The 20890-nt window shown below is 64.1% G+C and carries 18 protein-coding genes and 1 pseudogene; 8 read left to right on the forward strand and 11 right to left on the reverse strand.

The annotated features are described in order from the left end of the window. Positions 1-358 (reverse strand): annotated as a pseudogene (locus F6X39_RS15920) (hypothetical protein); the annotation flags it as partial. Between the two features lie 608 nt (positions 359-966). Between F6X39_RS15920 and F6X39_RS15925 the strand changes: the two are divergent. Next, positions 967-1929 (forward strand): response regulator, encoded by a 963-nt coding sequence (locus F6X39_RS15925; RefSeq protein WP_187617306.1) that lies wholly within the window; start codon positions 967-969, stop codon positions 1927-1929. A gap of 41 nt (positions 1930-1970) precedes the next feature. Here F6X39_RS15925 and F6X39_RS15930 read toward each other — a convergent pair whose 3' ends face one another. Beyond that, positions 1971-2936, reverse strand: coding sequence for an alpha/beta hydrolase (locus F6X39_RS15930; RefSeq protein WP_187617307.1), 966 nt, complete (start codon positions 2934-2936; stop codon positions 1971-1973). A gap of 2 nt (positions 2937-2938) precedes the next feature. Continuing rightward, positions 2939-3466 (reverse strand): thioesterase family protein, encoded by a 528-nt coding sequence (locus F6X39_RS15935; protein WP_187617308.1) that lies wholly within the window; start codon positions 3464-3466, stop codon positions 2939-2941. Positions 3467-3720: 254 nt separating this feature from the next. Here F6X39_RS15935 and F6X39_RS15940 point away from each other — a divergent pair, with 254 nt between their 5' ends. Next, positions 3721-4065 carry a DUF4148 domain-containing protein gene (locus F6X39_RS15940; protein WP_187617309.1) on the forward strand — a complete coding sequence of 115 codons (345 nt, stop codon included), beginning with the start codon at positions 3721-3723 and terminating at the stop codon, positions 4063-4065. Here F6X39_RS15940 and F6X39_RS15945 read toward each other — a convergent pair. The 4 genes from F6X39_RS15945 to phnC all read right to left on the reverse strand — a co-directional run bounded on the left by F6X39_RS15945 (position 4053) and on the right by phnC (position 7245). Beyond that, positions 4053-4346, reverse strand: coding sequence for a hypothetical protein (locus F6X39_RS15945; protein WP_187617310.1), 294 nt, complete (start codon positions 4344-4346; stop codon positions 4053-4055). The genes F6X39_RS15940 and F6X39_RS15945 overlap by 13 nt on opposite strands. Before the next feature lie 141 nt (positions 4347-4487). Next, entirely contained in the window at positions 4488-5327 is an 840-nt protein-coding gene (gene phnE / locus F6X39_RS15950; RefSeq protein ID WP_184063056.1) for a phosphonate ABC transporter, permease protein PhnE, read from the reverse strand. Next, complete coding sequence (gene phnD, locus F6X39_RS15955; protein WP_184025290.1) at positions 5324-6301, reverse strand: phosphonate ABC transporter substrate-binding protein; 978 nt, start codon at positions 6299-6301, stop codon at positions 5324-5326. Before phnD ends, phnE begins: the two co-directional genes overlap by 4 nt. 59 nt (positions 6302-6360) lie before the next feature. Next, complete coding sequence (gene phnC / locus F6X39_RS15960; protein ID WP_187617311.1) at positions 6361-7245, reverse strand: phosphonate ABC transporter ATP-binding protein; 885 nt, start codon at positions 7243-7245, stop codon at positions 6361-6363. Between the two features lie 312 nt (positions 7246-7557). Here phnC and F6X39_RS15965 point away from each other — a divergent pair, with 312 nt between their 5' ends. The 4 genes from F6X39_RS15965 to F6X39_RS15980 all read left to right on the forward strand — a co-directional run bounded on the left by F6X39_RS15965 (position 7558) and on the right by F6X39_RS15980 (position 15566). Then, positions 7558-8595, forward strand: coding sequence for a M14 family zinc carboxypeptidase (locus F6X39_RS15965; RefSeq protein WP_184063052.1), 1038 nt, complete (start codon positions 7558-7560; stop codon positions 8593-8595). Continuing rightward, positions 8592-9452, forward strand: coding sequence for an alpha/beta fold hydrolase (locus F6X39_RS15970; protein WP_187617312.1), 861 nt, complete (start codon positions 8592-8594; stop codon positions 9450-9452). Before F6X39_RS15965 ends, F6X39_RS15970 begins: the two co-directional genes overlap by 4 nt. A gap of 199 nt (positions 9453-9651) precedes the next feature. Then, on the forward strand, positions 9652-14490 hold the full coding sequence (locus F6X39_RS15975) for an NAD-glutamate dehydrogenase (RefSeq protein ID WP_187617313.1): 4839 nt from the start codon (positions 9652-9654) through the stop codon (positions 14488-14490). Positions 14491-14660: 170 nt separating this feature from the next. After that, positions 14661-15566, forward strand: coding sequence for a cation diffusion facilitator family transporter (locus F6X39_RS15980; RefSeq protein ID WP_187617314.1), 906 nt, complete (start codon positions 14661-14663; stop codon positions 15564-15566). A 149-nt stretch (positions 15567-15715) separates the two neighbouring features. Here the strand turns inward: F6X39_RS15980 and F6X39_RS15985 are convergent, their stop codons facing one another. The 4 genes from F6X39_RS15985 to F6X39_RS16000 form a co-directional block, all read right to left on the reverse strand. After that, positions 15716-16696 carry an aldo/keto reductase gene (locus tag F6X39_RS15985; protein WP_018423448.1) on the reverse strand — a complete coding sequence of 327 codons (981 nt, stop codon included), beginning with the start codon at positions 16694-16696 and terminating at the stop codon, positions 15716-15718. Between the two features lie 180 nt (positions 16697-16876). Further along, the gene (locus tag F6X39_RS15990) at positions 16877-17014 is read right to left on the reverse strand and encodes a hypothetical protein (RefSeq protein ID WP_018423447.1); all 138 of its coding nucleotides are present in this window, start codon (positions 17012-17014) and stop codon (positions 16877-16879) included. A gap of 14 nt (positions 17015-17028) precedes the next feature. Next, complete coding sequence (locus F6X39_RS15995) at positions 17029-17334, reverse strand: DUF4148 domain-containing protein (protein WP_184025305.1); 306 nt, start codon at positions 17332-17334, stop codon at positions 17029-17031. Between the two features lie 211 nt (positions 17335-17545). Further along, a complete protein-coding gene (locus tag F6X39_RS16000; protein WP_018423444.1) occupies positions 17546-18550 on the reverse strand; it encodes a LysR family transcriptional regulator in 1005 nt (334 codons plus the stop codon). Positions 18551-18725: 175 nt separating this feature from the next. Between F6X39_RS16000 and F6X39_RS16005 the strand changes: the two genes are divergently transcribed. Both F6X39_RS16005 and F6X39_RS16010 read left to right on the forward strand, forming a co-directional pair. Beyond that, complete coding sequence (locus tag F6X39_RS16005) at positions 18726-19592, forward strand: alpha/beta hydrolase (RefSeq protein WP_187617315.1); 867 nt, start codon at positions 18726-18728, stop codon at positions 19590-19592. 34 nt (positions 19593-19626) lie between these two features. Continuing rightward, positions 19627-20847, forward strand: coding sequence for an efflux RND transporter periplasmic adaptor subunit (locus F6X39_RS16010; protein WP_184025310.1), 1221 nt, complete (start codon positions 19627-19629; stop codon positions 20845-20847). Positions 20848-20890 lie beyond the last annotated feature (43 nt).

Raw genomic sequence — 20890 nt, forward strand, 5'->3', positions numbered from 1 at the left:
ACACTATCCTCTGGGTCGGCAGCGTGAGTTGTGTATAGGAGAGAGGGGCGGGGGCGGGCGCCGCAGCAGGTGCCGCAGCAGGCGCCTGAGCGGCTCCCGGAGCCGGAGTGGCCGACTCCATCTGCGGCAGCGCCGATTGCGGCGCGGGCGGACTCACGGGTTGCGCAGGCCTCACGCTGGCGCCAGCGGCACGCGTCGCATCGGTCTGCGGTTCCGATTCCACCGCGCCGGTGACGCTGCGGGTCACCGCGCCGGTCACGGCCGGCGCCTGATCGTCCCTGGGGTACAGCAGATAACCGGCGACGCCCGCATCGACCACGAGCAGCCCGACTATCATCATCTTGCCGGTATTCGTCATATCTAAGCAACAACCATTAAGCAACTGCGATTGACTGATGATAAACGACCATTTCGACATCGACGCTTCTTGTCGGCATATTGCGGCGCGTCACGATGATTGATGTCCGAACGGACCTGGCACGAACGGCGCGCGCTTGCCGCTAAAGCCATTCGCCGGCACGACGGAAGCGGACATTTTTTCCGCGTGCCGCGATTTTCTTTTTCGACCAGTTAGTCCCCCGCAATTGCGCGACCGGCGCCTGCAGGAATGCGATTTAAGTTGTGCCGCCAATGCGCGGAGCCTGTACTATACGAACCATTGCAGACGACCGGCAGCCACGGTTCGATTATCCGGCGTGTGAAAGCGACTTGCAGCGACTGGCTCGCAGCGCACATGCCGGCAGGCCCGCGCCAGGCTGCGCCACCCGAGACGCGCGAACAGCGTCGATAGCGGCGCGAACAGCGACGGCGGGCGGTCACCGGTAGTAGCGACAAGAACCCATTGATCATGCGGACCCGCGGGCGAGGCATCGCCCGGCATTCCTTGGGCAGTCGCTTGGCGAAACGTCAGATCGACCGACCGGTCGGTCGGGGACCTTCGCGGCGGCGTGAGAAACACGTGAAGATATGAACAACTTTATTCGACCTCCCGTTTTTTATCCGTCCACAGTGGTTTTCGTCGACGACAACGACAGCTACCTCGACGCGCTCCGCCGTTTCTTCCCGGGCACCTACACGAACCTGTTTTTCACGCGTCCGCAAGCGGCCCTCAACTATATCCGCCAGCACGCGCGCGAGAATTCGCTCGAATTCGCGGCAGCGTCGGCGTGTCTGAGCGAACCGGGCGTCGAGCGCTTCGTAGAGACCTCGGCGGAGCGCGACATCGTCGCGCAGCCGTCGCGCTTCGAGGAAGTGGCGGCGGTCGTCGTCGACTACGACATGCCGGGCATCGGCGGCGTCGAGTTTTTGTCGTCGATCTCGCACTTGCGTTGCGCGAAGGTATTGCTTACCGGCGTCGCCGATGAAACCGTCGCGGTGAAGGCCTTCAACGCCGGCATCGTCGACCTGTACCTGCGCAAGACCGACGCGGATTCGGCCAATCGCCTCACGCACTTCCTGAAGGACGCCAAAAGCCGCCATTGCGCGGAGTCGGGCTGGCTCGCGCTCGGCGAAAACGGCATGACCTACTGCGATCCGCGCACGCGCAAGATGATCGACGAAGTGGTGGCCGCTCAGGGCATCGTCGAGTATTACTGGCGGCCCGAGCAGAACGTGATCCTGATGTTCGACGCCGCGGGCAACCCGAGCGTGTTCGTCGCGTGGGCCGAGAACGACTGGATCTCGCAGGGCGAGATCGTCGCTGACGAGGGTGGCCCGTCCGACCTGCTGCGCCAGCTCGCCACGCGCGAGGTGATGCCGCTGTTCTGGCCGGACCTCGCGTATCGTGGCGGCATGAAGTTCCGGTCGCTGACGCCCCAAAGCATTCCTGGCTGGGACGACGCGTTCTTCGGCTGGACCCGCATAGAGCCGGCCGAGGTCGGCCTCGATCTCGTCACGTTCGCGCAGTGGCGCAGCGACCGCAATCGCTGAGCCGCGATAACGCGCCGGGCGCGGCGGTGCATATCGCCGCGCTAATGGCGTGCGTTTTCGCGGAGAAATTCGCATACAGCCCTGTGCATGGCCTGCACGCCGGGGCTTGTTTCAAGCGCGCGCCAGCATCCATGCACGAGCCCCGTGCCGACCAGCAGCCGGGCATCTCCACCGGCTTCGCGAATTCGCTCGACGAACACGCGCGCGTCGTCGCGTAGGGGGTCGTGCTCGGCGCCGATGGCAAGCGTTGGCGGCAGCCCGTCGAAGCGGGTTGCGGCGAGCGGGATCGTCCACGCGGGGCCGGGCGTTGGGTCGGCTTCCTCTCCTTTTCCCCAGTAAGCGTCGCGAAACTTATGCACGTCCGCGAGCGTCAGCATCGGCGCATCGGACTCGGTGTCGCGCGCGGGCAATTGCGGCTCGGTGCCGAGCATCGGATAGACGAGCGCGATGCCGCGCACCCCGCTCGCACATTCGTCACGCAGGCGTAGCGCGACGCTTGCCGCGAGCGTGCCGCCGGCGCTATCGCCCGCGAGTTGCAATGCGGCGCGCTCTGGGAGGTCGAACGGCAGGCGGTGGTTCAACGCGGCACGCGTGATCTCGAGGCAGTCGTCGTGCGCGGCCGGCACGCGATGCTCAGGCGCGAGCCGGTAGTCGACCGCGATCACGTCGAGGCCGGTGTCGGCGGCGAGGCGCGCCGTCACCATCTGATGACTGTTCAGCGAGCCGAGCACGAAGCCGCCGCCATGAAAATACAGTACCGTGCCGCGGATCGTGCCGTGTTCGCTTGCCTTCGCTGGATGCCGGTAGAGCCGAAGCGGGATCGCATGGCCCGCGTCGGTGCGAAAGCTTGCGTCCCGTGTGGTGAGTTCGCTGGGCAGTGGTGGCGTCAACGTCGCGGCGTAGCGGTCATACAGCTCGCGCTGCTCGCGCGGCGTCATCGCCGCGTGATGCGACGGATAGAGCGCGCTCGCTCGTTCGATAAAGGCGGCGATTTCCGGCTCGAGCATGGTCACTCCGTTTGAGTAGTGTTTCCCGTTTGCACTGCGCATGGCAAAGCGATCACACGTCCCGCGAAACGCGCCGGCGGCAATGCCGCATGGGCTTGCGCCAGTTCGTGTACGCGCGCTTTGACGTCCGGATCGAAAGCAACGCCGCGCGGTCCGCTGGTATCGACGTGCAGCAGCATCTGCTCGCCCGAGGCGACGGGGCCGGTGCGTTGGCTTTGCGTCGTGTCCAGCGCGAACATTTCGAAGTACACGTGAATACGTTTCGCGTCGCAGCCGAGCACGCGCATGTCGACACGCACCTGCGTGCCTTGTTTGATTTCATGCAGATAGTTGAGATGCGCTTCGAGCGTGTAGATCGATCGATGCCGCTCTTTGCGCACCGCATCGGGCAGGCCGATCAGATCGATCAGCCCGTCGACCGCAAGACTGAAGATCAGCAGGTAGAACGCGTCGCGCATGTGGCCGTTGTAATCGACCCATTCGGCGCGCACGCCGTCGCGGTAAGAGGGCAGGGCAACGGGATGCGACATGAGCGTCTATCTCCTCGATCGAATGCGATGGCTGCGGCGCGTCGTTGGGCGTTATCAGTGTAGTGCATCGCGTTGAGGCTGCGCCGGAACGTGGTGGCCTCGAATTGTGGCCGCTATGGCAACAGTGAATTCATGGTTGAGGGCTTACTACGTGGCTCGACCGGCTTCTAAACTGCGTTAACCGCTGCGGATGGCCGATGGTCGCACCAGGCTCCGCGGCAATCGCATGAAGCCATCTCGGGAGGTTGGAAATCATGAAGTCCATCAGGTCGCTGATCGAAGCAGGGGCTATCGCCGCTCTCGTTGCCGCGCCGCTCGCGGCGTTTGCCCAGTCGAATCCGGCCGATCAGCCGCTCGCGCGCGCCCAGGTCCGCACCGAACTGATTCAGCTCGAAAAGGCCGGTCATGATCCGTCCAATGCGAACGTGATCGACTATCCGGCCAAGATCCAGGCGGTCGAAGCAAAGGTCGCGGCGCAAAACCAGGCCGCGCAGAATAGCGGCTACGGTGCGCCGTCGAATGGCTCGTCGCAGCGCAGTGGCCGCACCGATTTCGCGCCGACTTCGTATTCCGTGCCGGTGGTGAATTACACGCGTTGATTGCAGCGTGTACAACTATCGTCACTTCCGAAGTGCAGCAACGCGACGCCGTCGAATCTGACGAGCGGCGCGGCCGACAGCACGGGCTGAGGCTTCAGTTCACCGTTCGTCGTGAGCCCGATGGGCGCGGGCACCGACCAGCAGCGCATCCTCGGTGCGGGCCACGCGGCCAGCGCCGGCAGCGGCAGCAAGACGGCCGGAATGGCGGAGTGGATGATCGAAGCGAAGGGGCTTTGTGCGGTGGAAAGCGGCGGTATGAGGCGCGGAAGAAGTGTTGGCATTGCCCGGTGATCGAGATCACCCCCCTGCAGCACCGAGTGCAGGCGACGCGGAAAAAAACGGGCGGAGCGGCAGTGCGCTTCGCCCGTGCTGTCAGTTTTGAATCCGGCTGCTCAGTGCCGCGCGCGCGACGCGCGCCATCCTCAGATCACCCGTTCACGCAGCCACGCCGAGCCGAGATCGATCACCGTCACGACGACGATCACCATGATCATCACCGCGGCCGTCTGCGCATAGTTGAACGAGCGGATCGCTTCGTACAGCACGACGCCGATGCCGCCCGCGCCGACCATGCCGACCACCATCGCCGAGCGCACGTTCGACTCGAAGCGATACAACGCGTACGAGATCCACAGCGGCAGCACTTGCGGCAGCACCGCATAGACGATTTCGTCGAGGCGCGTCGCGCCGGTTGCGCGCACGCCTTCGGCCGGACGCGGATCGATCGCCTCGGCCGCTTCTGCGAACAGTTTGGCGAGCACGCCCGTCGTATGTACCCACAGCGCGAGCACGCCGGCGAACGGCCCGAGGCCGACCGCGACGATGAACAGCATCGCGAAGACCATTTCGTTGATCGCGCGGCACGCGTCCATCAGGCGGCGCATCGGCTGCACGACCCACTGCGGCGCGAGATTGTGCGCGGACATCAGGCCGAAAGGCACCGCGCAGACGAGCGAGAGCGCGGTACCCCAGATTGCGACCGCCAGCGTCACGTACATCTCGTGCACGTAGCTGCGCCACTCGGTGAAGTCGGGCGGGAAGAAGTCCGCGGCGAACTGGCCCATGTTGGCCGAGTCGCTCAGCAGATCGAGCGGCCGCATGTCGGCGCCGTGCCACGCGCCGCCGAGTACCGCGAGCACCGCGATCCAGCCGAGCAACGACCACCAGTTGCGCTTGCCGGCACGATCTTTATCTTGCGCCGTCCGCGCGGCGGCCGCTTCGCTCGCGCGCGCGGGCGACGTGCTCAGATCGGCGGAGTTCATTGCTTCGACTGTGCGTTGCTGAGCGCGCTCAGCTTCGCGTCGAGAGCGGCCAATTGCGTCTTGCGGTCGCTATCGGACAGATGTGCATCGTTCTCGATCTTCTGCTTCTGCTGGAACAGCACGATCTCGCGAATCGGCAGCAGTTGCCGATCCGACGATGCCTCGAAGCCGCTGTACTCGGTGATGCCGGCCATCACCGCTTTTTCGTGCAAATCGGTTTTCGCGTAGTTCAGGAAGAACTTGCGCAGCTTGTCCTTCGTCGCTTCCGGCAGATCCTTGCGCCACACGAGCGGGTCCGAAGGAATCAGCGGCGAGGTCCACAGCACGCGCACCTGTGCGAACTTGTCCGGATGCTCGCGCTTGAGCGTTTCCATCATCATGCTGTTGTTGGTCGCGATGTCGATCTTGTTGTTGACGACGGCCAGCAGATTCGCTTCGTGGCTCGACGGCAGCACGCTCTTGAACGACGTGTAGACCGGCGCGTTGTGCTTCGCGAACAGGTAGTAGCCAGGCACCAGCGTGCCCGACGTCGAGTTCGGATCGCCGAACCCGAGCGTCACGCTCTTCGTGTCCTTGAACACGTCGTCGAGCGTCTTGAAGCGGCTGTTCACGTTGGTGATCAGCAGCGAGTAGTAGCCGCTGTCGCCGTTCGCGTGCTGCGCTTTCGCGAATACTTCGCCATTCGAACGATCGACGGCTTCGATTGCCGACGCGTTGCCGAAATAGCCGACCTGCACCTTGTTGAAGCGCATGCCTTCGATGATGCCCGCGTAATCGGTCGCGAAGAATGCCTTCACGTTCAGGCCGGTCTGTTTCTTCATGTCATCGATCAGCGGTTCCCAGCGTTGCTTGAGCACCGCCGACGAATCGGTCGAGATGATCCCGAGGTTGATGTCCTCGGCGTGGGCCGCGGCGATGCAGGCGAAAGCGGCAGCGCCGGCCGCGAGCGTGATCAGGGAGCGCAGGAATTTCATCGGTTGAGATCCGGTTGAGTGGACGGAGAGAATCAAAAGCGCGCGATAGCGTGCGTGGTTCAGTTCGACGGCGCGGCGTTCAACGCGAACGCATAGCGCGCGGCGGCGGTGTCGGGGGCGTCAGGCTCGTCGTGAGTTTCGTCTGCGTCGTGCGTCGCGTCGTCGAGCAGTTCGCGCGCATCGCCGCCGTAGAGTTTCTTTAGCAGCGTCGGTGTCAGCGCACTGGAAGGGCCGTCGTAGACCACCTTGCCGCGACGCAGCGCGACCGTGCGCGGGCAGTACTGCATCGCGATGTCGACCTGATGCAGCGACACCAGCACTGTGATCCGGTGCTCGACGTTCAGCGCTTGCAGCATGTCCATCACGCGGCGCGACGACTCGGGATCTAGCGAGGCGATCGGCTCGTCGGCGAGTACGATTTGCGCACGTTGCACGAGCGCCCGTGCGAGCGCGGCACGTTGCTGTTGACCGCCCGACAGGTTCGCGGCCCGCTCGCGCGCATGTTCGCCGATCCCGACCTCGTGCAGCGCGGCCCGCGACAGCGCGCGTTCCGCGCGCGGGAAGCGGCCGGAGAGACGCCGCCACCACGGCAGGCGCGCGAGCGCGCCGATCAGCACGTTGGTTTCGACCGACAGCCGGTTCACCAGATTGAACTGCTGGAACACGAAGCCGATGTCGCGGCGAATGCTGCGAACCTCGCGCACGATGCGGCCGTTCTGCTGGATCGGCCGGCCGAGAATCTCGATTTGCGACGGCTGCGCGTCCGACGCGGTAAAGCCCGCGATAAGCCGCAGCAACGTCGATTTTCCCGAGCCGGACGCGCCGATCAGCGCGACCATTTCACCGGGCGCGACGCGCAGATCGATTTCGTCGAGCGCTTTGCGGCCGTTACCGAACGTCTTGCTCAAACGCTCGATTCGAATAGCTTCACGGATCGCTTCCATCTGTATTCCCTCTTGCATCCGGCCACTGCCGGCAGGTGTGGGCTCATTCTAGGAAGCGACTGTGACGGTTGAGTGAAGGCATCGCAACGTCTAGATGACTACATCTTTGTGCGTCGGGTTTTCCGCTGTGTCATGTGTCGTCAGGATGGCAAAACGAAGTCAGAGCGAAGTCAGTGATTCGAACGAAAAGTGACATACGGATGACACGATTCGCGTGCAGACGTGCGCGCTCGCGCGTGCTGACACACAGCCAGGCTATAGTGCGGGTTTTCCGGCCGTCCTTAATAATCCCGACACTCCGGTCACGCCGTCATGCCGACTCCTTTGAGCTTTCTTCCGGACAGTTTTGCCGAATATGAAGATCTCAAGTCGATACTCGACCAGGGCAGGGCGAGCTTCGAAATCCGCGCGGTCTGCGAGACCGAGGTACGCGGCCGGCGCTTTTCCATCTACACCGCGAGCATCGGTTCATCCGATCCGCTCGCGCCAGCCATTGGCTTTTTCGGCGGCATTCACGGGCTCGAGCGAATCGGCTCGCAACTCGTCCTCGACTATATGCGCGCGCTGCTCGCTCGGCTCGAATGGGACGAATTGCTGGTGCGCCAATTGCAGTCCATCCGGCTGATCTTTTTACCGATCGCGAATCCCGGCGGCATGTGGGCAGCGACGCGCGCGAATCCGCGCGGCGTCGACCTGATGCGCAACGCACCGCAAGACGCCGACGCGCGCGTGCCGCTGCTGGCGGGCGGTCAGCGCGTCGGCGCGTGGTTGCCCTGGTATCGCGGTCGCGCGGGCGAGCCGATGGAGGTCGAGGCGGCCGCGCTGCTGCATGTAGTCGAGACGCAGCTCGCCGCGCGGCCGTTGAGCATTGCGCTCGATTGCCATTCCGGCTACGGCTGGAGCGACAGCATCTGGTTTCCGTACGCCCGAACCCGCCGGCAGATGCGGCATCTGCCCGAAATGTACGTGTTGAAGAGCATGTTCGAACACGCGCATCCGCATCACGGCTACACGTTCGAGCCGCAAAGCCATCAGTATCTGGTGCACGGCGATCTGTGGGACTACGCGTATGACCGCACGCCGGCGCCGAACGTCTTTCTGCCGATGACGCTCGAACTCGGCTCGTGGCTGTGGATCAAGAAAAACCCGCGGCAGTTGTTTTCGCGGCAGGGCATGTTCAATCCGGTCATGGAGCATCGCACCGCGCGCGTGCTGCGGCGCCATGCGAACCTGTTCGACTTCCTCGCGCGCGCGGCGTTTTCGGCGCAGCGCTGGCTGCCGCAAGGCAACCGTCGCGAGCAGTTGCTGCAAAGCGCGCTCGATCACTGGTACAGGCCGGATCGCGTATGAGCACATGGATTCTGCTGCGCGGACTGACGCGGGAAACGCGGCATTGGGGGCGCTTGCCGGCGGCGTTGCGCGAAACCCTGGGTCAAATTTCGGGCGATCGCTTGCGCGATGCAAGCCCAGCCGCAACGAGCACGACCGGCTTGCGTTTGCTGCTGCTCGATCTGCCTGGCAACGGTGAATACGTGCGGCGGCGCGCGCCGGCGAGCGTCGCGGGCATGGTCGCATTCGTGCGGCAGGCAGCGCTCGAAACGGGCGTGCCGGGCCCCTACAACGTGCTCGCGATGTCGCTCGGCGGCATGGTCGCGACCCACTGGGCACAGCGTCATCCCGGCGAGATCGAACGGCTCGTGCTGATCAATACGAGCATGCGGCCATTCAGCCGCATGCACGAGCGGCTGCGGCCGTCGGCGTGGCCTGGTCTGCTCGGCGTCGCGGCGCATTGGAGCGATGCCGTCGATGCCGAGAGCGGCATTCATCGACTCACGTGCAATAACCTCCACACCATAGGCGCGGATCTCGCTGCCTGGACCGCGATTCGCCGCAGCGCGCCGGTGAGCCGCGCGAATGCGTTGCGGCAATTGTGGGCGGCCGCGTGCTTTAGCGCGGCGCCCGCCGCGCCGGAGTGTGCATTGCTGATTCTGTCGTCGGAAGCCGATGGGCTCGTCAACCCGGTCTGTTCGGCGAAGCTCGCGGTGGCGTGGGGCGCGCCGCATCGCAAGCATCCGTGGGCCGGCCATGATCTACCCCATGACGATCCCGCGTGGACGGCCGCGCAGATTCGCGCGTGGCTCACCCAGCGCGCCGAGAATAGCGATGCGGCCGCGCCGGCAGCGGCGCCCGCAAAGCCCGCGCGTTGAGCCGCGCACGGCGTTGCCGCGCCGCAGCGATGCGAGCAGAGCCTGGCGATTCTTCGACGACCGGTCAGCGGGTGGTCAGCGGGTATTACCTGACTGCGCGAAACGGCCGTATCGCGTACGGCAGGCGCATAATTCCAAGTCAGACGTTGCCTGCGAATCACGCGATACTCACCATTGCCGCCAGCCAGGGGAGTCGATCATGCAAGCAAAGAACGAAGAAGCCGTCACACACCTGCTGAACGATGTTGTCGAATTTGCGCGGGGGCGGTTGCCGGAGCCGGCCTTCAATATCGTCGAACCCTTCCTGCGGCATTACTACGATTTCGTCGACGCGGGCGATCTGCAAAGCCGCTCGATCGCCGATCTGTACGGCGCGGCGCTGGCCCACTGGCAGACCGCACAGCGCTTCGTGCCGGGCGAGCAGCGGCTGCGCGTGTATAACCCGATCCTCGAACAGCATGGCTGGCATTCCGATCACACGGTGATCGAAATCGTCAACGACGACATGCCGTTCCTCGTCGATTCGGTCTCGATGTCGGTCAACCGGCATCGGCTCGCGCTGCATTCGGTCGTTCATCCGGTATTTCGGGTCTGGCGCGCGCCGGACGGCAGCATCGCGCGCGTGAGCCAAGGTGCCGAAGAAGCCGGCGATACGCGCTCGCATCTGACCTCGTGCATCCATTTCGAGGTCGATCGTTGTGGCGATGCCGCAAAACTCGACGCGTTGCGCGACGACATCGCGCGCGTGCTCGGCGACGTGCGCGCGGCGGTCGAGGATTGGCCGAAGATCATCGAACGCGCGAAGCAGACCATTCAAGATATGAAGGTGCGCGAAACCGGTCCCGAGGGCGTCGAAGCGCGCGCGTTCGTCGAATGGATGGTCGCCGATCATTTCACGTTCCTCGGCCACCGTGATTACGAACTGGTGCAGCACGACGGCGGCTTCGGTTTGCGGGCGGTCGCGGGCTCCGGTCTCGGCATTCTGCGCGATGCGCTGCAGCCGGGCGGCGCGGCGGAAGTCACGCCGTTGCCGCCGGCGGCCGCGGAGATCATCTCCGGGTCGTCGCCGATCTTTCTGACTAAGGCCAATTCGCGCGCCACGGTGCACCGGCCCGGCTATCTCGACTATGTCGGCATCAAGCTGAGCGGCGCCGATGGCAAGGTGACGGGCGAGCGGCGCTTCATCGGCCTGTATACGTCGACCGCTTATTTCGTGTCGGCCGCGGAGATTCCGATCGTGAGGCGCAAATGCGCAAATATCGTCAGACGCGCCGCATTCCTGCCGAAAGGTCATCTGGCGAAATCGCTGGTGACGGTGCTCGAGACCTATCCGCGCGACGAATTGTTCCAGGCCGACGAGGACCAGCTGTACGACACCGCCCTCGGCGTGCTGCGTTTGCAGGAGCATCAGCGCACGCGGCTGTTCGTGCGGCGCGATCGCTTCGATCGCTTCGTATCGTGCCTCGTGTTCGTGTCGCGCGACAAGTACAACACCGATTTGCGGCAGCGCATCGCGAACCTGCTCGCCGACGCATTCAATGGTGAGAACGTCGAATTCACGCCGCTGCTGTCGGAGTCGACGCTCGCGCGAATTCATTTCGTCGTCCATGCCAAAGCGGGCGGCATGCCGAGCGTCGACACGCGCGAGCTCGAAGCGCGCCTCGTGCAGGTCGCGCGACGCTGGCAGGACGATCTGGCCGACGCATTGCTCGACGCGTACGGAGAAGAGCAGGGCAACCGTTTGCTGCAGCACTACGCCGATTCGTTCCCGGCCGGCTATCGCGACGACTATCCGGCGCGCACGGCCGTGCGCGATATCGAACTGATCGAGCGCGTGCAGGGCAGCGAGCGGCTCGCGATGAACCTGTACAGGCCGATCGAATCGGGACCGCGCGCGTTCCGTTTCAAGGTGTATCGCGCGGGGCTGCCGATCGCACTGTCGCGCAGCTTGCCGATGCTCGAACATCTGGGCGTGCGTGTCGACGAAGAGCGGCCTTATCTGATCGAGGCGCCCGGTGCGATGCCCGCGTGGGTCCACGACTTCGGCCTCGAACTCGCGGACGATACCGAGTTTGACATCGAGCGGGTCAAGGATCTGTTCGAACAGGCGTTCGAGCAGGTGTGGACCGGCACGATCGAAAGCGACGACTTCAACCGCCTCGTGCTGCGCGCGCAGCTCAATGCACGCGAGGTGACGATTCTGCGCGCTTACGCGAAGTACTTGCGACAGGTCGGTTCGACGTTCAGCGACGCGTATATCGAACGCGCGGTGACCGGCAATCCGGCGATTGCGCGCATGCTCGTCGACCTGTTCATCGCGCGCTTCGATCCGGCGCTCGGCGCGGTACGCGAGGCCCGCGTCAACGCTTGTCTGGAGACGATCGACAGCGCGCTCGACCAGGTGCCCAATCTCGACGAAGACCGCATCCTGCGGCAGTTCCTCGGCGTGATCAAGGCGACCAAGCGCACCAACTACTACCGCCATGACGCTCTGGGCCAACCGAAGCCGTATCTGTCGTTCAAGTTCGATCCCGCCCAGGTGCCCGGCTTGCCCGAGCCGAAACCGATGTTCGAGATCTGGGTCTATTCGCCGCGCGTCGAGGGCGTCCATCTGCGAGGCGGGCGCGTCGCGCGCGGCGGCCTGCGCTGGTCTGATCGGCGCGAGGATTTCCGCACGGAAGTGCTCGGCCTGATGAAGGCGCAGATGGTGAAGAACGTGGTGATCGTGCCGGTCGGCTCGAAGGGCGGCTTCGTCGTCAAGAATCCGCCGCCGCAGAGTGAGCGCGATGCGTGGATGCGCGAAGGCGTCGCGTGCTATCAGACCTTCCTGCGCGGCTTGCTCGACGTGACCGACAATCTGGCGAGCACCGACGTCGTGCCACCGCCTGACGTGGTGCGCCACGATCCCGACGACCCGTATCTGGTCGTCGCCGCGGACAAGGGCACGGCCACGTTTTCCGACTACGCGAATGCGATCTCGCAGGAATACGGTTTCTGGCTCGACGACGCGTTCGCGTCGGGCGGCTCGGTCGGCTATGACCACAAGAAGATGGGTATCACCGCGCGCGGCGCGTGGGAGTCGGTCAAGCGGCACTTCCGCGAAATCGGCGTCGACACGCAGAGCGAGGACTTCACGGTGGTCGGTGTCGGCGACATGTCGGGCGACGTGTTCGGCAACGGCATGCTTCTGTCGCCGCATATCAAGCTGCTCGCCGCGTTCGATCACCGCCATATCTTTCTCGATCCGAATCCCGATCCCGCGGCGAGCATGGCGGAGCGCGCGCGGCTCTTCATGCTCGACCGTTCGAGCTGGGCCGATTACGATCCGTCGCTGATCTCGGCCGGCGGCGGCGTGTTCCCGCGCAGCGCGAAGACGATTCCGCTGTCGACGGCGGTGCAGGCGGCGCTCGGGATCAGCGCGGCGGCGCTCTCGCCGGCCGAGCTGATGCGCGTGATTCTGCAGGCGCCGGTCGATCTGCTTTACAACGGCGGCATCGGCACCTATGCGAAGGCGAGCCGCGAGACCAATCAGCAGGCGGGCGATCGCGCGAACGACGCGATCCGCGTGAACGGCGCGGATCTGCGCTGCAAGGTCGTGGCCGAGGGCGGCAATCTCGGCTTGACGCAACTCGGGCGCATCGAGTTCGCGCAGCGCGGCGGCCGCATCAATACCGATGCGATCGATAATTCGGCCGGTGTCGATTGCTCGGATCACGAGGTCAACATCAAGATTCTGCTGGGCCTCGTCGTCGCCGACGGCGAAATGACGGAGAAGCAGCGCAATGCGTTGCTTGCCGAAATGACCGATGAAGTCGGTCTGCTCGTGCTGACGGACAACTACTATCAGACCCAGGCTTTGTCGATCGCGGGCCGTTTTGGCGTGGAGCTGCTCGATGCCGAAGCGCGCCTGATGCGCTATCTGGAGAAGGCGGGGCGGCTCAATCGCGTGATCGAGTTTCTGCCCACCGACGAGGACATCGCCGAGCGCGCGGCCGCGAAGCAGGGACTGACGACACCCGAGCGCGCGGTGCTGCTCGCGTACAGCAAGATGTGGCTCTATGACGCGCTGCTCGAATCGTCGATGCCGGAAGACCCGCTCGTCAGCGACATGTTGATCGAGTACTTTCCGAAACCTCTGCGGCAGCGTTTCCGCGAACCGATGCAGCGCCATCCGCTGCGCCGTGAAATCCTCGCGACGCATCTGACGAATGCGCTCGTGAATCGCGTCGGCTGCGAGTTCGTGCATCGGCTGATGGAGGAGACCGATGCACAGCCCGGCGACATCGTGCGCGCGTGCATCATGGCGCGCGACGTGTTCGATCTCGATCAGATCTGGCGCAGTATCGACGCGCTCGACAACCGCGTTCCCGACGACGTGCAGGCACGCATGTTCGCGGAGGTCGCGCGGCTCGTCGAACGTTCGGCGCTGTGGTTCCTGCGGCATCTGCAAACGGGCGCGGCCGGCGACGACGTGACCGGCCTGCTCGCGCGCTGTCGCGACGCCGCGCAGCGTCTCGCGCCACAATGGCCGGCGCTGTTGCCTGGCGCGGACCTCGAAGCGTTGTCGGAGCGGCAACGGGTGTTCGTCGATGCGGGTGTCGATAGCGATCTCGCGGTGCGGATCGCGAGCGGCGAGGTGTCGGCCGCTCTGCTCGATATCGCCGAAGTCGCGTCGACGTGCGGGCGCAATCTCGAACAGGTCGCGGGCGTCTACTTCGCGCTCGGCACGTTGCTGAATTACAGCTGGATCAGCGAGCGCGCCGCCTCGTTGCCGGCGCCGACGCATTGGGACATGCTCGCGCGCGCATCGGCGCTCGCCGAACTCGCGCGGCTCAAGCGCGCGCTGACCACGAGCGCATTGGCCGGCGCGACCGATGCGTCGACGCCCGATTCGCTGGTGCAAGCGTGGCGCGACAAACGCGCGGCACAGCTCGAGCGTTATACGCGTCTGCTGACCGATCTGCGCGCGACGGGCGGCGCGAGTCTTTCGGTGCTGCTGGTTGTCGTACGGGAGATGGCGGCGCTAGAGAGGGCGTGAGCTGCACGAATGGTGCAAAGGACGCCTGGGGAACTGGCGGCACGACGGCACATCAGGTCCGATTCCTGCGACCGGGTGTGTCGTTCATCCATAATATCGAGTACTTGCCGATCACTTCGCTCGTGCAATACCCAAAAATACCCAGCCCACTCACCGACCCCCGCCAGCAGATGAAAGAAGAATCGCCGAAAGCCATTTTCTACGCACTCGCCGCCAACTTCGGCATCGCCGTCTGCAAGTTCGCCGCGGCGGCGTTCACCGGCTCCGGATCGATGTTCGCCGAAGCGATTCACTCCACCGCCGACTGCGGCAATCAACTGCTGCTGCTATTCGGACTGCGCGAAGCGCGCAAGCCGGTGAGCCCTTTGCATCCGATGGGTAGCGGCCGCGAAATCAACTTCTATTCGCTGCTGGTTGCGTTGCTGCTGTTTTTCGTCGGCGGTGCGTTTTCGGTGTATGAGGGCGTGCATCGACTGATTGCGCGCGAGCCGTTGCAATATGAGTTCGTCGCGTTGGCGGTGCTCGGTGTGTCGGTGGTGCTCGAATCGCTATCGTTATGGGGCGCGGTCAAGGAGATTCGCAAGACGCATCCGGATAAAAATCTGTGGCACTGGTTTCGCGAGACGCGCGAGTCGGATCTGCTGGTCGTGGCCGGCGAAGATATCGCCGCGCTATTCGGTCTCGCGATCGCCTTCGTCGCGGTGCTATCGACGATGGTGACCGGCAGCCCCGTGTATGACGCGCTCGGCTCGGTGGGGATCGGTTTTCTGCTGATGACGATCGCGTGGCTCGTCGCGCGTGAAGTGAAGTCGATGCTCGTCGGCGAATCGGCGAGCCCGGAAGTGCGCAGCGCCATCGACGCGCATCTGCGCGCGCGTCCCGAGATTCGCGGCATCATCAACCTGATCACGCTGCAGTGGGGGCGTCACGTGGTGGTGGCGGTGCAGGCGGAAATGATCGACTACGCGAGCGGCCGCGCGATGGTCGATGCGATCAACGTCATCGAGGCCGATCTGCAGGCCACGTTTCCTCAGGTGCGCTGGGTGTTCTTTGAACCGGATGTGCCGCGCAATTAAAGAAGACTTCTCCACTCGGGCATGAATCGGGTCCATGAACCCCGCGGACGAGAGGAGCCGAGAGGAGGCGAGAGGAGGCGAAGCGACGCGCGCTGCAATCGTGGGTCATTCCGCCCGTCCCAACCGGATGCCAGTACGCTTCACAGCGTTTATTTGAACCCCGCCACCGCATGCGGCACATACAGTTCTTCGAGCCGGCGAACTTCGTCGTCACTGAGCTTCAACGAGAGCGCCGCAACCGCATCGTCGAGATGATGCAGTTTGGTAGCACCGACAATCGGCGCGGTAATCGGCTTCTTCTGCAGCACCCACGCTAGCGCAACCTGCGCGCGCGGCACGCCGCGCTCTTTCGCGATCTCGCTGACCCGCTCGACGATACGCCGATCCGCTTCCTGCGTGTGCGCGTACAGCGTGCGGCCGAATTCATCGGTTTCCGAGCGCGCGCTTTCGGTGTCCCAGTCGCGCGTCAAGCGTCCGCGGGCAAGCGGACTCCACGGAATCACGCCGATGCCTTCGCTTTCGCACAGCGGCAGCATTTCGCGCTCTTCCTCGCGGTACAGCAGATTCACGTAGTTCTGCATCGTCACGAAGCGCGTCCAGCCATTGCGCTCGGCCACCTGCAGCGCCTTGGCAAACTGCCATGCGTACATCGACGACGCGCCGAGATAGCGCGCCTTGCCGGCTTTCACGACATCGTGCAGCGCTTCCATCGTTTCTTCGATTGGCGTGCCATAGTCCCAGCGATGGATCTGATACAGGTCGACATAGTCGGTACCGAGCCGCCGCAGGCTGTTATCGATCTCCGCCATGATCGCCTTGCGCGACAGCCCCGCGCCGTTCGGGCCCGGATGCATGCGGCTATTGACCTTGGTGGCGAGCACGATCTCATCGCGCTTCGCAAAGTCCTTCAGCGCACGGCCGACGATTTCCTCGCTGGTGCCGTCCGAATAGACGTTGGCCGTGTCGAAGAAGTTGATGCCGTGATCGAGCGCCTGCTTGATGAAAGGCCGCGCGGCTTCGTCGTCGAGCGACCAGGGGTGCGTGCCGCGCGAGGGTACGCCATAACTCATACAGCCGAGACAGAGACGCGATACATCGAGGCCGGTGCGGCCGAGTTTCACATAATCCATCGTGTTGCTCCTATAGTGAAGCGCACAAATCCGCTGCGAGGGAAGGAAGTTCGATTATAGGGAAACGACGGCAAGCGCGTCGTCACAGGCCGCACCGCTTTCGATCGCGTCAATGCAAATGCGCCCGCGAAGCCACTTCGCGGGCGCATGACGGCGAGTGCCGTGAACGACAGCCAACGCTCAATGCTGTACCGGGCGATACGGTGTCCACACGGGCGTGTCGGTATTCCAGTTGTCGAGTTCCGACGGTGTCATGATGTGCTCCTCGATGAAGAGGCGCGCAGTTTTGCGCCGCAAGCGCGCCGGGTTCTGAATCAACTTCTTCTAACTCGTTACTGGCCCTTCGCAATGCGCGTCACTTCGCCGTTCGTTCCTTCCTGCAACGCGATGCGCGCGGCTTGCGTCTGGCCGATCAGGCCTTTGTCCGGATACGAGGTGCGATTCAGTGAGGGCAGCGAGCCGTCGCGATACGCGGCGACCAGTTCGGCCTTGACCTCGGCGCGTGTCTTCGTGCTCGCGGTCGGCGCCGGTTGCGTGTCATACGTTCCCGCGCGGCCGATACCGCCGCCGCCTTGCGCAAATGCCGGAACGCTGACGAGCAGCGACAGAGCGAGGCCCGCCAACAGATTGCGTTTCATGATTCACTCCTGTCGATTCATTGGCAGCGCGATGGCGCTGCGACAGGGTGAAATGTAGACGTCGACGCGGTGTGGATAAATCGCGGTTTTGCGAAATGAATTGTCGCGATTCAGGAACAATCGCGAGCGAGGCTTCACCGGGGCCGTGCGATTGCACGGGTGCCGCGGCATTGGCGCCGCGGCTGGAATTCACTGTTTCACTCCCCGTACTTCATGCGACCCATTCGGTCATCACCGGCGTGTCGAGTGCCGGCGCGGACTCGCGCTGCTCGAATGTGCGCTTCGTGCAGGTGGCGTCGAGAGTGCCACGTCCGCTCAGCAATGGGCAACGATCGAACAGCTCCGCGATCCAGTCTACGAAAACGCGGACTTTCGGCGACAGATGACGACTGTGCGGATAGACTGCCGAAATCGGCATCGGCAAGGGTTTCAAGTCAGGCAGTACTTCGACGAGCTGACCCGAGCCCAGATGCGGCAGCACCATGAAGCGCGCCGGCTGAATCAGGCCGAAGCCTTCGAGTCCGCAGGTCACGTAGGCATCCGCGTCGTTGACCGATACGATGCTTTTCATCTTCACTTCCACTTCGTTGCCGTTCACCAGGAACGCCCAGTCGAGCGTGCGTCCCGTGCGGCTCGAGAAGTAGTTGACGGCTTTGTGATTGTCGAGATCTTCGAGCGAAGCGGGCACGCCCGCGCGCTTGATGTAGTCGGGCGACGCGCAGGTCACGCCCTCGAACAGACCGATGCGGCGCGCGACCAGCGACGAATCCTGCAACGCGCCGACACGCACCACGCAATCGACACCTTCTTGCAGCAGATCGACGGGCCGGTCGGTCAGGCCCAGTTGCAGATCGATGTCCGGATAGCGCGTGTGGAATTCGCACAGCGACGGAATGACGAGCAGACGGCCAATCGAGCCTGGCATGTCGATGCGTAGCTTGCCGTGCGGCTTCTTGTTGCCGCTCTGGAAACTCGCCTCGGTCTCTTCGACATCCGCGAGGATGCGCACGCAGCGCTCGTAGTACGCGGCGCCATCGGGCGTCAGCGACAGACGGCGGGTGGTCCGGTGCATCAGCCGCGTGCCGAGAAACGCTTCGAGGTTCTGAATAATCGTAGTAACCGATGCGCGCGGCAGGTCGAGCGTTTCCGCTGCGCGGGTAAAGCTGTTGGTGTCGACGACGCGCGTGAACACTTGCATGGCCTGAAGCCGGTCCATTGCAAACCTCCAGAAGGGGCTGGTGCACAGGCGGGAATGGAGTCCGCGAAAACAATCACATCGGGATTGTTCAAAGGCACCGAATTGTGTTGCCGGATTATAGGCATTTATTTGCGAGTCTGCCGAACCCACAATTCGCACCATTGAAGTTCTATGCGCATTTGCGCGGCTCGACATGGATGCATTCAAATCGCCGTACCCGCCTTTTTCCACCGGCGTTTCCGCCGAAGACACTGGCGCTGAGGCCAATGACGCAACGCTTGAAGTCACCGACGTGGATATCGATGGGTACGCTCAACCCATTACGTTGCGCCTGTATCGGCTGACGAAAAAAACCGCGTTGCCGGTGCTGCTTTATTTTCACGGCGGCGGTTTTACGAAGGGTTCGATCGAGTGCGCGGACTTCGCCGCGCGGTATTTCGCAGAACACTTACCGGCGCTCGTGGTGTCGGTCGGCTATTCGCTCGCGCCGCGGTTTCCGTTTCCAGCCGCGCCGGAAGACGCGCATCGCGCGGCGCTGTGGGTGCAGACGCGGGCGCGGGCGTTTGGTGGCAATAGCAGAAAGATCGGCGTGGCGGGCCATGACGCGGGCGGCCAACTCGCCAATTGTCTCGCGTTCATCGCGCGAGATCGTGGCGACGTGCTGATCAGCGCGCAGGCGCTGTTCGGCCCGATGCTGGATCCGAGCCTGACGCGGCTCGGCGACGAGCAGCGGCTTGGTTCGGATATCACCGCGCGCGAGTGCGCCGCGTGTTATCGCGCGTATCTGCCGCAAGCGTCTCAGCGCATGCATCCGTATGCGGCACCGCTCGAATCGTCGCGGCTCGCCGGCTTGCCGGCCACGCTGATCGCGACCGCGCAGAACGACGTGCTGCACGTCGAGGCCGAGAAGTATGCAAGCAATCTGATCGACGCGGGCGTGCAGACCCAGGTGGTGCGCTTTCCGAGCGTGTCGCACGCAGCGCTCGCCGATCATCCGCCCGCTTTGCAGGAAGCGGTGCGCTTTTTCCAGTGGCGCTTCGACGCGCGCGCTCATCGATAAACAGAAATTCAATCAACGATACCGGGAGCTACACATGACTATCCTTCCTCTTTCCCGCCGCCGCGTGGCGTTAGCCGCCGTGGTCGTCGTCGTTCTTGCCGGGCTTGGCACGTTCGGCGCGATTCGTGTCGATGCGAGCTCGCCGGCCGCACCCACCATCGTGCCGGAAGTGGACGTGGCGACCGTCGTGCAGAAGACGATCACCGACTGGCAGTCCTATTCGGGCCGTCTCGAAGCCGTGCAGAAAGTGGACGTGCGTTCGCAGGTGCCGGGCACGATCGTGTCAGTCAACTTCAAGGACGGCGCGCTCGTGAAGCAGGGCGACACGCTGTTCGTGATCGATCCGCGTCCGTACGCGGCCGAAGTCGATCGCGCGCAAGCGCAGCTCGCGGCCGCGCAGGCACGTACCGGCTACACGCAAAGCGACTGGGAACGCGCGCAACGGCTGATCGTCGACAACGCGATCGCCAAACGCGACTACGACGAGAAGCAGAACGCCGCGCGCGAGGCGAGCGCGAACCTGAAGGCCGCGCAAGCCGCGCTGGAAACCGCGCGCATCAATCTCGGCTACACGAAGATCGTCGCGCCGGTGTCGGGCCGCGTGTCGCGCGCGGAGATCACGGTCGGCAACGTGGTGGCGGCGGGCGCCAGTTCGGTGCCGCTGACGACGCTCGTGTCGGTGTCGCCGATCTACGCGTCGTTCGACGCGGACGAGCAGACCTACCTGCAATACCTGAGCCGCGCGAAGGACGGCAGCAAGGTGCCGGTCGAACTCGGTCTCGCCGATGAATCCGGCTACTCGCGCAGCGGCACGATCGAGTCGGTCGACAACCGGCTCGACACGTCGTCGGGCACGATCCGCGTGCGCGCGAAGTTCGACAACGCGGACGGCGCGCTGATTCCGGGCCTCTACGCGCGCATCAAGGTGGGCGGCAGCGCACCGCATCCGGCGCTGTTGATCGACGATGCAGCGGTCGGCACCGACCAGGACAAGAAGTTCGTGCTGGTCGTCGATCAGGGCAACCACGTCGTTTATCGCGGGATCACGACGGGTTCGATGCAAGGCAATCTGCGCGTCGTCAAGGACGGCTTGAAGCCGGGCGATCGGATCGTCGTCAACGGCGTTCAGCGCGTGCGTCCCGGCGATACGGTCCGAGCGCACATGGTGCCGATGACGACCGACGACGACCCGAACAGCGCGGCGCTCGCGCAGTCGCGTGCCAAGGCCGAGGCCGGCGCGAAAGGCAATTCGTGAGCCGCGTGCTCCAACGCGCATGCTCCAACGTTAAGAGCTTCCA

It is taken from the genome of Paraburkholderia sp. UCT2 (genome assembly GCF_014397665.1).
In the GTDB taxonomy this organism is placed as follows: Bacteria; Pseudomonadota; Gammaproteobacteria; order Burkholderiales; family Burkholderiaceae; genus Paraburkholderia; species Paraburkholderia tuberum.

Coding starts and splice junctions, on each gene's coding strand:
- F6X39_RS15970 (WP_187617312.1), top strand. CDS start 8,592: ATGAGCACATGGATTCTGCTGCGCGGACTGACGCGGGAAACGCGGCAT.
- F6X39_RS15935 (WP_187617308.1), bottom strand. CDS start 3,466: ATGTCGCATCCCGTTGCCCTGCCCTCTTACCGCGACGGCGTGCGCGCC.
- F6X39_RS16005 (WP_187617315.1), top strand. CDS start 18,726: ATGGATGCATTCAAATCGCCGTACCCGCCTTTTTCCACCGGCGTTTCC.
- F6X39_RS15965 (WP_184063052.1), top strand. CDS start 7,558: ATGCCGACTCCTTTGAGCTTTCTTCCGGACAGTTTTGCCGAATATGAA.
- F6X39_RS15940 (WP_187617309.1), top strand. CDS start 3,721: ATGAAGTCCATCAGGTCGCTGATCGAAGCAGGGGCTATCGCCGCTCTC.
- F6X39_RS15995 (WP_184025305.1), bottom strand. CDS start 17,334: ATGAAACGCAATCTGTTGGCGGGCCTCGCTCTGTCGCTGCTCGTCAGC.
- F6X39_RS16010 (WP_184025310.1), top strand. CDS start 19,627: ATGACTATCCTTCCTCTTTCCCGCCGCCGCGTGGCGTTAGCCGCCGTG.
- phnE (WP_184063056.1), bottom strand. CDS start 5,327: ATGAACTCCGCCGATCTGAGCACGTCGCCCGCGCGCGCGAGCGAAGCG.
- F6X39_RS16000 (WP_018423444.1), bottom strand. CDS start 18,550: ATGGACCGGCTTCAGGCCATGCAAGTGTTCACGCGCGTCGTCGACACC.
- F6X39_RS15975 (WP_187617313.1), top strand. CDS start 9,652: ATGCAAGCAAAGAACGAAGAAGCCGTCACACACCTGCTGAACGATGTT.
- F6X39_RS15980 (WP_187617314.1), top strand. CDS start 14,661: ATGAAAGAAGAATCGCCGAAAGCCATTTTCTACGCACTCGCCGCCAAC.
- F6X39_RS15930 (WP_187617307.1), bottom strand. CDS start 2,936: ATGCTCGAGCCGGAAATCGCCGCCTTTATCGAACGAGCGAGCGCGCTC.
- phnC (WP_187617311.1), bottom strand. CDS start 7,245: ATGGAAGCGATCCGTGAAGCTATTCGAATCGAGCGTTTGAGCAAGACG.
- F6X39_RS15925 (WP_187617306.1), top strand. CDS start 967: ATGAACAACTTTATTCGACCTCCCGTTTTTTATCCGTCCACAGTGGTT.
- phnD (WP_184025290.1), bottom strand. CDS start 6,301: ATGAAATTCCTGCGCTCCCTGATCACGCTCGCGGCCGGCGCTGCCGCT.
- F6X39_RS15985 (WP_018423448.1), bottom strand. CDS start 16,696: ATGGATTATGTGAAACTCGGCCGCACCGGCCTCGATGTATCGCGTCTC.
- F6X39_RS15945 (WP_187617310.1), bottom strand. CDS start 4,346: ATGCCAACACTTCTTCCGCGCCTCATACCGCCGCTTTCCACCGCACAA.